This window comes from Plantibacter cousiniae (nom. nud.) (assembly GCF_977070315.1).
Genome location: NZ_CDRVEU010000002.1, coordinates 674,972 through 688,145 on the forward strand (window position 1 = coordinate 674,972; position 13,174 = coordinate 688,145).

Sequence of the window (13,174 nt, forward strand, 5' to 3'; positions counted from 1 at the left end):
GACTTTTGATTTCAGTTGTTCGATGGTAATCGAACTATGGCAATAAACGGAAGCCTTGATATCATCCCCTCCATGCGAACCTTCCAACACCCCGATCCTGAAGACCTCACACTCGAACGCTTACTCTATGCCTTGAGTGATCCCGTTCGCATGGGAATCGTGCGCTGCCTGGCCGGCGTCGCAGAAGCCACCTGCGGCGAACTGGACGGCGGACGCCCTAAATCGAGCATGTCCCATCATTTCCGCGTGCTGCGCGATGCCGGGCTTGTACAGACGCGCAACGTGGGCACCACGCACATGAACTCGCTACGCAAACAGGTGCTTGAGAGCCGGTTCCCGGGTCTGCTGGACAGTATTCTGGCTCAGCATTGACGTAAAAAGGCATCAGCCCTGAGACAACCTGCGCTGCCATTTCATTGCATGAATTTCGATGCGCTGCTCGTCAGTTTCATTCCAGGTCACCTGAAAGCCGGCAGTTCTCAACGCTCCGCACACCTTTTGACCAACGCCGACGCCTTTCAAGGGATCATCATCTAGCGAACCGAAAGCGATCATCAGCTCGCCGCCTTCAACCACACGCTCGACATCTTGCCCGTGATAGAAACAGTAGCCATGATAATGACCGTCTGGCGCGTCATGATCAGCCTGGGCAACCTCCGAGTATCCATCCGACATCGTGTAACCCGCGTTGGACAGCGCACAGATCCCCGCTTCATGCAGATGGTAAAAAACAACGTCCAGTCGATCACAATCGGTGATCTTCGGCCAGAGGCGTTCGGCTTCGAGCTTTTGCTTCAGCTCCTGCGCAATAAAGGCTTTCAGCACCGCGACGTCGCAATCGTCGTCAATGATGTCTTCGATCATCTCATCCATCTCTTGCGCACTGTAAAACCCGGACCAGACCCAGATTTTGATGCTGTCAGTAACATACTGTTCACTTTCGTTCATCGGCGTGTCTTCCTTGTGAAATTCAAGCGGACAGCGTGGGGACGGTCAGGCCGGATCATCGCGCGGTTGCAGCCACTAACTATGTTTTATGGCGAAATCCCACTCACCAAAACATGCTGACTCATGCAGGACAGGCAAAGTTTCGACGGAGTCGAGAGACAGTTCATAAACCAAGCGGGTGCAATCGCCATTCGCTTCCACCAAGCCTGTGAAGCCCATTGAATAAAGTCCTGATGAGACTTCAAGGTAGTCGGCGTTGCCGAGCCCAAGAGCACGCTGATCTTTGAAATTCAGGAAGAATGCAGGATCCCAGTCCATCAGCGCATACAGATCTGCAACCACCAACACACCCGATTCGATTCTCAATGGAATACCGTTGTGCTGAATAACCGCTCCGGGAAGCTCGATTGGCAAATCGTCGCTCTTTTCACTCAAGCGAAACAGATAGTGCGCTTCAGGAATTTCATACATCGGCAAGACCACACCAGCTTGTACGGCCAGCCGCCCCACTTCACTCTCTTCGATAAAAAACGCAAACAGATCGCCAACTTCCGGGCAGTACGCTGCGGCAAACCGGCACAATACAGCCGGATCAAAGATGACCGCCCCAGCAGTGAATGTCTCTATATTTGCCTGATTTTTCATAGGACTATCCGATGTACGTATTGATCAGCGATGAATAATTGAGGGCTCAGGGCGTCTCAGGGCTGATGGGGGAAATTGCCACGAACGTATAGGTCAAGTAATCCGGTCACCCATGATGGTGGGAGCCTGGATCGCCAGGTGATGAGCGATCAAGCCAAAGTCATCGGAGACATAGCCGGCAAGATTGGCATTTCGCGAGATTGATAAGACCTCTTTGAATACATGCTCTCTGAGCAGGTTGATCGACTCAGTCATATCACGAGCTAAAGGTGTTGCCTGCAAGGCGACATGATGCAGGGTCCATAACTGATCAAAAAATTCATCATCCCTGGCATCAAGCACTCGGTCCCAGTCAGCCTCACAGGCACAGAGCGTTTGGAAGAATGACGGTGGGCGAACCAGCTCCCATAACCCGTCCAGATTATCGGCACTCACAAGACCAGCATCCGCAGAACCAGAAAGGGAAAATGGTTCAGGTGTGTATCACTCATAAGATAGTTCTCTAGCCTATTCGCTGTCAGATGGGTAGCTTACCAAGCCCATTACGAAACCTGGCTAACGGACAAAGGGCTCACTACTCTTCAGCCTTTCCAGCGCGAGCATCATGCAGAGAAATGAATCAACATTTCTACACGACAGCAGAGCGCATCCAGCAATTGCGGCAGCTCGAACGCGGCCTTGCTAACCTGGTCCCCTTCTCAATACGTATGGGACTTGCACAAACGCCCCATTATGAAGATGCACTGCGTCGCACTAGGATCCTGCTGGAAACCGGTTTTAATCAAGCAGACCTGACCAGCCTGGCACGCGCCATTCCGGACGTTTTTCATCGGGGTCGAGACTGGGAAGCACAATACCTGGTTAAAAAGCCGGATGGTTCCTGGGGCTTTTCCGAAGAATACCTGAACATTCAAGCACGGCTTGGTCCCGTCATGCAGGTGGTCGACGCCTTGCGCAGGCTTGGGTATTACTGAGCAAGCAGCACCGCATAAAGGCCCGGCGGACACCGACTATGAGCAATCATAAAAAAACCGGGATTAACCATCGACTAATCCCGGGGTTTTCAGCAGCCTAAGCGTGTTTACGAGCAGTCCTCAGACCTTAAAGCCGAAACTTGCCCACTTCCGTCTGCAGGCTGGTGGCGAGGGTCTTCAGGCCGCCGCTGGTCTTGAGCAGTTCCTGAACCGACATGTTGTTCTGTTCAGCCATTTGCGCAGAACGCTCGACGTTACGCGCGACATCCTGGCTCGCTGCGGTTTGCTCACGCAGTGCGAAGGATATCTGGTCGACCACCTGCAGAACCTTGCCCGAACTGTCGCGAATCTCGATGATCGCCTGACCGGCGGTGCCCGCCATTTCGACGCCTTCGTTCACTTCCTGAACGCCGCTACGCATGCTCTCGACGGTTTCCCGCACGCCCGCCTGAATTTTCTCGATCATCCCGGCGATTTCCTTGGTGGATTTGCCAGTGTTCTGCGCCAGCAGGCGTACCTCGTCAGCAACCACTGCGAAGCCACGGCCTTGCTCACCGGCCCGAGCAGCCTCGATGGCAGCGTTGAGAGCCAGCAGGTTGGTCTGGTCGGCAATGCCCTGAATCACGCTGACGATCGATGAAATGTGCTCGGAGTGCTGACCCAGGCCTGCGACCTGAGTAGAAGACAGCTGCACGGTCCGGGCGATGCCATTCATGCTGGACAAGGTGTTTTCGATGACCTGCGCACCATCTTTCGACTGCTGCCCCGAACGGCTGGCGAGTTCATGCGCCTCGTCGGCGTTTTCGGAAACGTGATGGATGCTGACGGTCAACTCTTCGATCGTGGCCGCCATCGCCGAGGCGGACGTCGACTGTTCCTGGATCGCACCGGACAGTTGCTCGGACGCACCGGAAATCTGTTGTACGGCAACGACCAGTTGATTGGCGGCCTGGCTGATCTGTTGAATCATCTCGCGCAGACGATTCTGCATACGATCAAAAGCTTTCGGCAGTTCATCGTGGCTGCTGGTGTCGATCACGGTATCCAGCTTGCCATTGGCAATTGCTGTTGCGGCATCAATGGCCAGTTGCAGGCGCGCCGTGGTGCTGCGTCCCAGTGCCGCGGCCAGTATCATCGCCAGAACGGCAGCTGCCAGGCCACCGCACATCAGGATCATGATCGCAAGCCGCTTGGCATCCGCCATTTCCTGGCTGCGTTGAAGCAGCAACTTCTGCTCGGTGCCGCTGATCTCAGCCAGCAGAGCGCGCATGCTGTCCATTTTGGCTTTGTCAGCCCCCGAGGTGATGCGTGCATCCAGTTCATCATCAGCCGCATTGCGTGCTGTCAGATCGCGGCGCAGGGCGATGATCGGATTGATATCCTCGTCAAGCCAGCGCTTCTGGGTTTCACCCAGTGCAGCCAGGCGGCGCTGCTGCTCCGCATTGTCGGCTGTCAGGCGCTTGAGCGAATCGAGCTCTTCGATGAAGCGCTTTTCCCCCGCCACCAATGGCTCCAGAAACGCATCCTTCGAGGCAATGACAAAGCCGCGCATGCCAGTTTCGATATTGATCAGCTGTTCAAGGGCAAGTTGAGCTTCGCTCAGCACCTGGTACGTATGGACATTGCTGTTGGTGGCTTCCTCGACCTGCTCGAAGCCTCTGTAAGCACTCGCGACAAGGACGGCGATAAATACGATGATCGCGGCAAAGCTGAAGTAAAGCTTTTGCGAGATGCTGAGTTTGCTGAGTTTGCTGAACATGATGTCGATCCTGAACATAGCCGTTCCGTGGCTTGCATGGTGGGCGTTATCGCTCGTAAAAATAGGCTGAACCAACTTTTATGATTGATGTCATTGAGATATTACTCATGTCGCCCGCCAGCTCAGTAACTTTAGAGACCGTCATTTCATCGAACCTGAATAAAGGCTCTAATTCCACCCAACCTGTTGATATTAAAGGTTAAAAAATTTTTATTACACTTGGCATTTCATTCACTGTACGACTCAAAAAACTTGACGGTCCAGTTTTTATGACGTCAATTTTTTGCCTCTGATAGTAAAGGCATGTACTGATCGCGACAGCTCAGATGTCGCTGCACAACAAGTAATGCCAGGAAAAAGTAATACTTTATTCTTCCACTCCCATTGGCTGTATGGTCCGGCAAACGCATGCTGACGCTCTTGAAAGTGGCACTTTTTGGCTGATACGGGGACAGATGTTGAGAACTGACGTTCTCTTTCTGGTCCCCGCAGGCCGACGCATCTGTGCAGATACAGCGCGTCATTACAGAGTGACTTCCCGTTCTGAAAGATCAAAACCAAGTGACCTTCCTTGTCACCCTTACACGCTCCGCTGCGCTGTCAGCAATTCCGGACGGTGTGAAAACAGTTGCAAAAACGCCCCGCCCAACGCGCAACCGGCCATCACGAAAAAGCACACGGTATAACCGCTGAGGCTGGTCCAGCCGCCGCCCATGGAAATCAGCGTCCCCATCAGCACCGGGGCAATACCGCCGCCGATGAACATCGCCGTGGTGATGATCCCGTTGGCTGTAGAGGTTGCCGAAGGTTGTGCAGAGTCGGAAGCGACTGCGTAGTAGATGGGCCAGACGGCATTGGCTACCAGGCCGAAAAGCAACTGCACGGCGATGACGATCAGGATGGTGTTGGCGAAGTAAAAGGCCCCGACACTGAGCGCCATCCATATGCCACAGATGATCAAGGTGATGCGCCGGCCGATGATGTCCGACAGCGAAGGCCAGATCAGTTGCCCGAGAATGCCGGTCAACGTGAACACGACGCTCATCCCCGCCGACTCGGCCAGCGACAGGTTGAGGATGTTGTACAGGTAGGCCGGCAGAACAATATTGACGCCCATGTACACCACCTGCGTGAGCAGGGTGTTACCGGCAGTCAGGGCGATATTGCGGTTACTCAGCGTCGCTTTTACCGACTTCCAGACCTGGCCTTTTACATTGGTCGATGGCGTGCTGTCCGGCGGGGTCATGCCTTTGGCAGCGATGTCCACGTACAGTTGAGTGATACGCTCGGCCGTGGAGTAGCGTGCCCAGAAGATCATCAGTGGCAACGCAACCACGAAGGCGAAGAAGAACACATAACGCCAGTTTTCCTCACCGTAGGTGCTGATCACGAAACTGGCGACAATGCCGCTGAGCATCGCGCCGATGGGGTAACCGGTATGGTGCGCGCCCAAGGCAAAACCACGGCGTTCAACAGGCCACCACTCGGCAGTGTTGCTGACGCCGACCGGTTCGCCCCAGCCAGCGCCCAGGTTCACCCCGACCCGCAAGGCAATGAAACTGGCGAGGCTGCCACTCAATGCCTTGAAGCCCGACAAAAACGACAGCGCGGTGTAACCCAGTACCAACGGCACCTGAAAGCGCGCCCGTTTCCAGCCCCCGCCGTAACGATCACTCCAGATGGAGCCGGGTATATCGAGAACGGCCAGCGCCAGCATGACCACCGTAGCTACCGTCCCCCACTGGTCCGCAGACAGGTCGAAATGCTTGGAAATCGTTGGGCCCAGACGCAAGACGATCTCGCGATCGTAGGCATTCAGAATCCAGATCATCCAGCAGACCAGCAACGACACCCACGAAAAACGATGAATCTTGCCCAGCGATGCGTTCTTGTTATTTGGCATGGGAAATCTCCAGGCGTGCCGCACACGCCCCTGCGAGAAAGGGTCCAGTCGTCCTTAACGTTCAGGTTCAGTCTGTCGACGGGTTAACTGGCAAAGCGCCGCTCGGCGATGCCTTTCACACCCAGTCCGGTGATGGCGAACAGGGCACCGCGCTGCTGGCCATCTTCCGGAAAGCGCGGCAATGGCGGCTTGGCCATGGAGGTGACAAACAATGTGTCCAGATTCGGGCCGCCGAAGGTCAGACTGGTCACTTTTTTCACCGGCATGTCGATGATGCGATCCACCTGCCCGTCGGGGGTATAGCGCACCAGTTTTCCGGCATACACCAGCGCTTGCCACAGACAGCCTTCGGCATCCACGGTGCAGCCATCCGCCGCCCCTCCGCCTGAGGTGTCGACCTTGGCAAACGTACGTCTGTCGGCGACTGCGCCGCTGGCGTTGTCGTAATCGTAGGTCCAGATCTCCCCTGACCAGGTGTCGGCGAAATAAAAGGTTTCCCCGCCCGGACTCCAGCAAGGACCGTTCGACACGATGATGCCTTCATCCAGGGTGTGCAGGCTAAGGTCCGGATCGAGGCGATACAGCTTGGCGCTGGCCTGATCCTCCTGCGTGTCCATCGAGCCCACGATGAACCGGCCCTGCCGATCGACCTTGCCATCATTGAGTCGATTGTTCGGCAGCCCCGGTTCGGGGTCGACGATCAGCTCGAGATCACCGCTCGGCAAGTCAAGGTTGTAGATACCCGTCTGCAACGCCACGAGCGCCGCATCGCCGTGCTTGCGCAAGGCCATGGAGCCGATTTTCTGACCGACATCCCAGGCGCGCAGTTCGCGCCCGTCGTCGGTGCAGCGCAGAACGCGGCCGTCGAAGCTGTCGATCCAGTACAGGCGCTGTTGCTCGACATCCCAGACCGGGCCTTCGCCCAGCGTGGTCTTAACGTCGACAACGATTTCGATACGCATTTTTCACCTCTGTCTTGTTGTTATTGAGATGACACATTTTGCGGCCGCTAGAAATTAACCTTGTCCTGCCCCTTCAAATCAAGCATTTCACGGGCTTGGTCCGGCGTTGCCACCTGCCCGCCCAGCGCTTCGATCACTGTGCGGATACGCTTGACCTGATCGGCATTGGACGCCGCCAGTTTGCCCGGTCCATCCCACAACGAATCCTCCAGACCGACCCGCACATGGCTGCCCATCGACAGGCCCATGGTGCCCAGCGGAATCTGATTGCGACCGGCCCCCAGGATCGACCACTGATAGGCATCGCCAAACAGGCGATCAGCCGTACGGCGCATATGCGCCAGGTCTTCAGGATGCCCGCCGATACCGCCACGCAAACCGAATACCGACTGTATGAAAATCGGTGCCTTGAGCAACCCGCGCTGCAGGAAGTGCGCTGCGGTATACAGATGACCGATGTCGTAGCATTCAATTTCAAAGCGTGTGCGGTTTTCGGCGCAGGTATTGAGGATGTGCGCGATATCGCGGAAGGTGTTGCGGAAAATCCGGTCGTCGCTGTCGGCCAGATAAGGACGCTCCCAGTCGTGCTTGAATTCGCTGTAGCGATCGAGCATTTCGTACAGCCCGAAGTTCATTGACCCCATGTTCAACGAGGCCAGTTCCGGCTTGAGCTGCGCCACCGGCTGCAGGCGCTCTTCCACGCCCATGGTCGGGGCACCGCCCGTGGTGATATTGATCACCACGTCGCTCTTGGCCTTGATCTGCGGCAGGAACTGCCGAAACAGATCGACATCCTGACTGGGCCTTCCGTCATGTGGGTCGCGGGCGTGCAAATGAACGATCGAGGCTCCGGCCTCGGCGGCACCGATGGCTGCATCGGCTATTTCCTGCGGCGTGATCGGCAAATGAGGCGACATCGACGGCGTGTGGATCGCACCCGTCACTGCGCAGGTGATGATGACCGGACGTTTCTTGGGCATGAGCATTCTCCATTCTTGTTGTTGGCGAGAAGTCTGATGTGGAACATGACTCGGAAGATGTCCGGTCATCGTTGCTATCGGGCCGAATCCTCAGAGGTACTCGACGTTGCCATCCACACTGATGGCCTGACCCGTGACGTTGCGGGCGGCGGGCGAACACAGAAAGAGCGCCATCGCAGCAACATCCTCGGCGGTGACCATGCGCTTGAGCGAAATCTTTTTCAGGTACTCCTCGCGCATCTCCTCCTCCGGCACGTTCATCTGCTGTGCACGGGCCCGAATCACCCCATCCATGCGCGGACCTTCGACGATACCCGGCAGCAAGGCATTGACGCGGATATCACTTTCACCCAATTCGGACGCCAGCGACTTCATCAGCCCGACAATCGCCCACTTGGTCGCGGCATACGGGGTGCGCCAGGCATAGCCCAGGCGACCAGCGACCGAGGCGATATGGATCAGGTGAGCGTTGGGTGAGTCCTTGAGCAACGGCACCGCGTGATGAGCGAAGCGGTACTGCCCAGTGAGATTGATATCAATGGTGCGCTGCCACTCCTCTTCACTAATGGCATCAATGCCTGCCGTAGGGCCAGCGATTCCGGCGTTATTGATCAGCACATCAAGACCGCCGAACTGTTCACGCTGCACCCTGAACACCGCTTCGATCTGCACCGGATCAGCAACGTCTGCGCGCGTGGCAACGCTGCCTGGATGGCGATCAAGGAATGCTGAAATGGCCGCCTCGCTGACATCACACACATGTACCTTTGCCCCGGCTTCCATATAAGCCGCCGCCAACACCTCACCGATCCCGGCGGCACCACCGGAAATCAGGACGCGCAGCCCTGTGTAGGGAACCAGCCGATTGAGAACACTCATGCTTTTTTCACTCCCGAGACCCGCGACCTGGAGCGGTCGCTCTTTGCGATCAGGCGTGTCAGAGAGTCGGCAGCCTGCATGATGTCGTCGGTGACCGCTGCACGAGCGGCCGCCCCATCACGCGCCGCCAGCGCCTCGACGATACGGTTGTGTGCTTCCATCGAACGCTGAAGATGCGCCTTGTCAGGCGCAACCAGCGCGAAACACGGACCGATGTGCAGCCAGAAATTCTCCACTGCCGCAACGATCAACTCAGCCTTGGCGACCGCATAAATGCGCCGGTGAAAGGCAAAGTTGGTCCACAGATAGAGCGCGACATCAACGCTGTCAGCAGCCGTCTGCATCTGCCCGCAGAGCTGGCTGATGTCGGCAAGATCGGCGTCGTTGATCAGAACCACGGCTTTCTCGGCCAACAGCCCCTCCAGCGCAACCCGCGCATCGCGAATCTCGCGCAGCCGCTCCGGGGTCATCATGGGCACGCGCAGCCGGGCGGTTTCGGTGACTTCGAAGGCGTTCTCGGCGCTAAGACGATTCAACGCCTCGCGCACCGGCATCGGACTGGAACCCAGCGCCTCGGCAAGACCACGGATCGTCAGCTTTTGACCCGGCTGAAAGCGCCCGCTCATCAGTGCTTCACGGATCTGCCGGTAGACTTGGTCCTGGAGGGTATCGCGAGAGACCTGCCGCATGGCGGGCAGGAGGATGGGACGATCTGTCATGGGAGTGACTCATATTGGCTTTCTTATGGAGCAAATATGTGATCACAAATAACATATGTCAAATTGTTTTTTTGGAGGTGGTGTGCACCTTAGTCGGAGCTCGCGTCGCAGGCACACGCGCAAAGCGTTGGTGCAGGGGAACGTCGCCACGGCTTTTAGGTAACAGCTATTGGCTATTCCGAGTGGCTGGATGAGGACGCTGGCACGGGGCTGTGCCTCTTATAAAAAGCGACAGGCGTTTTATGTGCAAGCAAGCAGCGCGAGAAGGTTTCAGCCCCCAATACCGCGTTTTACATAGGTCTTAAGGTTCAAAGCCAAGCGAATAAAAACTTGATATTGATGCCGATGATAATCAATGCCGTCAGCAGACCGGGTAAACGCCAAAGGCCAAGCAGCAGAAACAGGAAAGGATTTAAAAGGCCTATCAGAATCAGGACAACCGTGTGGATCCCCGAGCCTTCCGAACCAAGCAGGTCCCAAATCAGCACCCCCACCCATATCGCCCAACACGCATACATGGTTATACCGTCGACCCGGTAAAACGCACGCTTGAAAGCACTTCCCAAGGTATCGGAATCATTGAGCATCAGTGCATCCATACATAAATTGATCTGCTCGATAGTAGCCGAACCGAATCGCGAAGCTCCAATAGGCCTCTCAAACTGAGCCTCAGCGGCGGGAACAAGTCATGCCAATTCAAGAAAAGTGGGGGCGTCAGATTAGCAGAAAAATATGATTGACTAGGGCCTGACAGCCTCACCTATTGATCCATGAGATAGTTTTGAAACGGGACTAGTGCTCGGATCCTTGATATCTGATGGAGGCTGCGTTTAGTAATCTTGTCAGTTCCGCATAGACCTCATCGCTCGCCACTGAGAATCTCCGATTTTACTGCCCTGAATCGCCATTACTGCTAATAGCAAAAGGAGCGTCCAGCATTTCTGAATACGACAATGCCTGCTGCATGCCATGCCCAACGGAAAACTTAGCCTGTTTGGCCTCAAGTACAGCGATCGGCAAATCTGGACGGGCATATAGCACGAAGTCGGCGCGCTTCGGACCACCTTTAGCTTCGGGATTCTTGATGCGCACAGCAAGCTTTCCACGCACCATAACTCGGCCGTCAGTGAGATTAACCTCTTCACGAAACTGATGCTGCTGCCAACCTGCCTGCTGGATGGCTGGGGTTATGAACTTGGTGCAAATATCCCGCTCAGACAGGTGCTTCTTATCCATGATGCACCACCCTAGATGCTATGCCCGCCAGTCCTGAACTATTGTGCAGTCAATCTCAATTGGCAACTAATTGGCAACCAAAAACGGTAAATCGCATAAATGACAAAGCCCGGCCGCTTCCGAACCGAGCTAAGTCATTGAAAAATATGGTCGGGACGGAGTGATTCGAACACTCGACCCCTAGCACCCCATGCTGGGGACCATACAACTATAAGTCTTTGAATTGTAAATAAAAAACACCCTAAAAGCTGCAGCAAAAATCGGCCTTTTTTGTGGTTTCGCACACGTAAACACAAGGCCTACAGCCTGAGTTTTGCGCGTCAAACTCCAGGCTCAGTCAGAGCAAAACGCGACCTTCCCCGCCTCCCCCGGCGTCCTGCCGACAAACACCACTCCCCAAATCCGAAACACTCAACCACTGTATATCCATACAGCAATTGAGAATCACCTCCATGAACGAGAGCAATAGCTCAGAAGCCTTGGCCGAATGGCACAAGCGGCTCAACGACAGGAGGCAATGGACAAACCCTGCAGTCACCTACCGGTTTCTGGCACGCATGGCCGAAGACATGCAGGCTGGCGGGCTGGTCGATCCACTGGAGCGCTTTGAGCTCTTCGAGCTGGCCAGCGCTGCTTTCTGCCACTTCACCGAGGAAGGCAACCACGAATGGCGGCATCAGGCGTCGGACTATCTGGCCTACAACAAGGGCGGCATTGTGTTGGAAGCCTGCTGAACTCCCGATACGTGCTTCATGAGGCCGACCAGTCGCCCTATCACGCCGCCCACTTCGCTTTTCTCGATGAGAAAAACGACCTCATCATGAGGGACTACAAGAAGTACGGCGTGCTCGAGGGTCGCTACATCTATACCGAAACCGGGCAGACGCTGACGCTGGTTGAGCAATCCAGGCAGATCAACGGCGTGAGCTATCAACGCCTGAGCGATGAGGATCAATATCGAGCGCTCGTCGACGCCTCAGCGATAGCTCTCGACCAAGGCGACTTCAAGGCTTACGTTTCGCTATGGGAGCGTCATAGCTACTCGATATTTATCAGATGCCTTCACTGCCTGGATGGATTCGCAGTGCGTGACGATTGCACACACTGCGATGGACGAGGCTTTACCGAAGACCCGCAGTGCGCGAATAAGCTGCCACAGTCGCTCAACAGCCAGCGAAGCGCGCCGAAAAAATAGTAGAACGCCCCCCCCTCCGACAGGCGATCACGGCTCAGGAAGCCGACAGCGGATGTCTATTGATCCCATAAAAAATAGCCATCCTGAGTCAGCCAGCTATTCACGTCCGTTTGGCTGTGACAGACTTACCGCCGTTGATGGTAAGGGAGAGATCCTTGAAAGCACTTATTCTATTCGGTGCTCTGTTGCTGAGCGGGCAGCTTTCCGCGGCTCAACTGGACATGCAGTTGGGGCAGATCAGTCGCACTTGGCAAACAGAAGATTTACTAACCCATCCTCAACTGCAAGTCATTACAGTTAAAAGTGATGTGGCCTACAAGAAGGACATGACTTATTACGCCGTGCCCTTGAGTGTGCTACTGACAGGCATCAAGCCCAGTGACCACCTGCAGGCAGTCGCTCTGGACGGGTTTGCCGCAGAGCTGGCCGCGGCGCCATTACTCAACGACAAAGGCGCACGGGCTTGGTTGGCGATTGAAGATCCTGCCCATCCATGGCCACCGCTGGCCGCTGGCAAACCTAGTGCAGGGCCTTTCTACCTAGTATGGACAGACCCTCAGGTTGGAAATATCAGCCCAGAGCAATGGCCGTTTCAAGTGGCCAGCATTAAGAGCATGACTTCGGTTGCCGAGCGTTTCCCCGCTCTGTTACCAGACCCTGTGCTCAAGACTGATGACCCGGTCAATAAAGGGTTCGCGCTATTTCAGAAAAACTGTTTGGCTTGTCATCGATTGAACGGGGCGGGCGATGCGCAGTTTGGGCCGGATCTAAACATTCCCTACAACCCGACCGAATATTTGGGAATGGATTTACTCAAGCTCTACATTCGAAACCCTCAGGATTTGCGTCAGTGGCCTCAGGCGAAGATGCCCGCGTTTTCGGAAGCGGTATTGCCGGATGCTGACTTGCAGATGCTGATAGCGTATTTGCACCATATGGCTGGACGCAAGATAAAGCCTTGATCCTATTCAACG

Annotated in this window: 16 protein-coding genes; 5 read left to right on the forward strand and 11 right to left on the reverse strand. The window is 55.6% G+C overall.

The features are described 5' to 3' along the window. The first annotated feature begins 72 nt into the window (after nt 1-72). Nucleotides 73-372 (forward strand): ArsR/SmtB family transcription factor, encoded by a 300-nt coding sequence (locus ACW55A_RS06605; RefSeq protein WP_032607433.1) that lies wholly within the window; start codon nt 73-75, stop codon nt 370-372. A gap of 12 nt (nt 373-384) precedes the next feature. On the opposite strand, the gene ACW55A_RS06610 is transcribed toward ACW55A_RS06605, so the two are convergent. The 3 genes from ACW55A_RS06610 to ACW55A_RS06620 form a co-directional block, all read right to left on the reverse strand. Further along, nucleotides 385-948, reverse strand: coding sequence for a DUF6891 domain-containing protein (locus tag ACW55A_RS06610; protein WP_058396800.1), 564 nt, complete (start codon nt 946-948; stop codon nt 385-387). 75 nt (nt 949-1,023) lie between these two features. Beyond that, nucleotides 1,024-1,593 carry a hypothetical protein gene (locus ACW55A_RS06615; RefSeq protein ID WP_268950692.1) on the reverse strand — a complete coding sequence of 190 codons (570 nt, stop codon included), beginning with the start codon at nt 1,591-1,593 and terminating at the stop codon, nt 1,024-1,026. A 93-nt stretch (nt 1,594-1,686) separates the two neighbouring features. Then, on the reverse strand, nt 1,687-2,028 hold the full coding sequence (locus tag ACW55A_RS06620) for an immunity protein PIM1 family protein (protein WP_498810639.1): 342 nt from the start codon (nt 2,026-2,028) through the stop codon (nt 1,687-1,689). A gap of 179 nt (nt 2,029-2,207) precedes the next feature. Here ACW55A_RS06620 and ACW55A_RS06625 point away from each other — a divergent pair, with 179 nt between their 5' ends. After that, nucleotides 2,208-2,567: a hypothetical protein gene (locus tag ACW55A_RS06625; protein ID WP_455807718.1), complete on the forward strand. Its 360-nt coding sequence runs from the start codon at nt 2,208-2,210 to the stop codon at nt 2,565-2,567. A gap of 127 nt (nt 2,568-2,694) precedes the next feature. Here ACW55A_RS06625 and ACW55A_RS06630 read toward each other — a convergent pair whose 3' ends face one another. From ACW55A_RS06630 to ACW55A_RS06665, 8 genes are all read right to left on the reverse strand, one after another. Beyond that, the gene (locus ACW55A_RS06630; RefSeq protein WP_498810638.1) at nt 2,695-4,326 is read right to left on the reverse strand and encodes a methyl-accepting chemotaxis protein; all 1,632 of its coding nucleotides are present in this window, start codon (nt 4,324-4,326) and stop codon (nt 2,695-2,697) included. A 580-nt stretch (nt 4,327-4,906) separates the two neighbouring features. After that, complete coding sequence (locus ACW55A_RS06635; RefSeq protein ID WP_003432993.1) at nt 4,907-6,229, reverse strand: MFS transporter; 1,323 nt, start codon at nt 6,227-6,229, stop codon at nt 4,907-4,909. A gap of 83 nt (nt 6,230-6,312) precedes the next feature. Then, nucleotides 6,313-7,191: an SMP-30/gluconolactonase/LRE family protein gene (locus ACW55A_RS06640; RefSeq protein ID WP_046719564.1), complete on the reverse strand. Its 879-nt coding sequence runs from the start codon at nt 7,189-7,191 to the stop codon at nt 6,313-6,315. 47 nt (nt 7,192-7,238) lie between these two features. Further along, the gene (kce, locus tag ACW55A_RS06645) at nt 7,239-8,171 is read right to left on the reverse strand and encodes a 3,5-dioxohexanoate:acetyl-CoA acetone transferase (protein ID WP_003432995.1); all 933 of its coding nucleotides are present in this window, start codon (nt 8,169-8,171) and stop codon (nt 7,239-7,241) included. Nucleotides 8,172-8,261: 90 nt separating this feature from the next. Continuing rightward, a complete protein-coding gene (locus ACW55A_RS06650; RefSeq protein ID WP_455807719.1) occupies nt 8,262-9,050 on the reverse strand; it encodes an SDR family oxidoreductase in 789 nt (262 codons plus the stop codon). Next, the gene (locus ACW55A_RS06655; RefSeq protein ID WP_044308305.1) at nt 9,047-9,769 is read right to left on the reverse strand and encodes a GntR family transcriptional regulator; all 723 of its coding nucleotides are present in this window, start codon (nt 9,767-9,769) and stop codon (nt 9,047-9,049) included. Before ACW55A_RS06655 ends, ACW55A_RS06650 begins: the two co-directional genes overlap by 4 nt. A gap of 308 nt (nt 9,770-10,077) precedes the next feature. Further along, nucleotides 10,078-10,356 carry a hypothetical protein gene (locus tag ACW55A_RS06660; protein ID WP_046265756.1) on the reverse strand — a complete coding sequence of 93 codons (279 nt, stop codon included), beginning with the start codon at nt 10,354-10,356 and terminating at the stop codon, nt 10,078-10,080. Nucleotides 10,357-10,657: 301 nt separating this feature from the next. Beyond that, nucleotides 10,658-11,005, reverse strand: a complete 348-nt coding sequence (locus ACW55A_RS06665; RefSeq protein ID WP_498810637.1) for a type I restriction enzyme HsdR N-terminal domain-containing protein — start codon at nt 11,003-11,005, stop codon at nt 10,658-10,660. A gap of 452 nt (nt 11,006-11,457) precedes the next feature. On the opposite strand from ACW55A_RS06665, the gene ACW55A_RS06670 reads away from it, so the two are divergent. The 3 genes from ACW55A_RS06670 (at nt 11,458) to ACW55A_RS06680 (ending at nt 13,162) form a co-directional block, all read left to right on the forward strand. Continuing rightward, nucleotides 11,458-11,739: a hypothetical protein gene (locus tag ACW55A_RS06670; protein WP_455807721.1), complete on the forward strand. Its 282-nt coding sequence runs from the start codon at nt 11,458-11,460 to the stop codon at nt 11,737-11,739. A gap of 86 nt (nt 11,740-11,825) precedes the next feature. Then, nucleotides 11,826-12,200 carry a hypothetical protein gene (locus ACW55A_RS06675; RefSeq protein WP_236471204.1) on the forward strand — a complete coding sequence of 125 codons (375 nt, stop codon included), beginning with the start codon at nt 11,826-11,828 and terminating at the stop codon, nt 12,198-12,200. Nucleotides 12,201-12,355: 155 nt separating this feature from the next. Beyond that, complete coding sequence (locus ACW55A_RS06680; protein WP_498810636.1) at nt 12,356-13,162, forward strand: c-type cytochrome; 807 nt, start codon at nt 12,356-12,358, stop codon at nt 13,160-13,162. Nucleotides 13,163-13,174 lie beyond the last annotated feature (12 nt).

Coding starts and splice junctions, on each gene's coding strand:
- ACW55A_RS06605 (WP_032607433.1), top strand. CDS start 73: ATGCGAACCTTCCAACACCCCGATCCTGAAGACCTCACACTCGAACGC.
- ACW55A_RS06610 (WP_058396800.1), bottom strand. CDS start 948: ATGAACGAAAGTGAACAGTATGTTACTGACAGCATCAAAATCTGGGTC.
- ACW55A_RS06615 (WP_268950692.1), bottom strand. CDS start 1,593: ATGAAAAATCAGGCAAATATAGAGACATTCACTGCTGGGGCGGTCATC.
- ACW55A_RS06625 (WP_455807718.1), top strand. CDS start 2,208: ATGAATCAACATTTCTACACGACAGCAGAGCGCATCCAGCAATTGCGG.
- ACW55A_RS06630 (WP_498810638.1), bottom strand. CDS start 4,326: ATGTTCAGCAAACTCAGCAAACTCAGCATCTCGCAAAAGCTTTACTTC.
- ACW55A_RS06635 (WP_003432993.1), bottom strand. CDS start 6,229: ATGCCAAATAACAAGAACGCATCGCTGGGCAAGATTCATCGTTTTTCG.
- ACW55A_RS06640 (WP_046719564.1), bottom strand. CDS start 7,191: ATGCGTATCGAAATCGTTGTCGACGTTAAGACCACGCTGGGCGAAGGC.
- kce (WP_003432995.1), bottom strand. CDS start 8,171: ATGCCCAAGAAACGTCCGGTCATCATCACCTGCGCAGTGACGGGTGCG.
- ACW55A_RS06650 (WP_455807719.1), bottom strand. CDS start 9,050: ATGAGTGTTCTCAATCGGCTGGTTCCCTACACAGGGCTGCGCGTCCTG.
- ACW55A_RS06655 (WP_044308305.1), bottom strand. CDS start 9,769: ATGACAGATCGTCCCATCCTCCTGCCCGCCATGCGGCAGGTCTCTCGC.
- ACW55A_RS06660 (WP_046265756.1), bottom strand. CDS start 10,356: ATGCTCAATGATTCCGATACCTTGGGAAGTGCTTTCAAGCGTGCGTTT.
- ACW55A_RS06665 (WP_498810637.1), bottom strand. CDS start 11,005: ATGGATAAGAAGCACCTGTCTGAGCGGGATATTTGCACCAAGTTCATA.
- ACW55A_RS06670 (WP_455807721.1), top strand. CDS start 11,458: ATGAACGAGAGCAATAGCTCAGAAGCCTTGGCCGAATGGCACAAGCGG.
- ACW55A_RS06675 (WP_236471204.1), top strand. CDS start 11,826: ATGAGGGACTACAAGAAGTACGGCGTGCTCGAGGGTCGCTACATCTAT.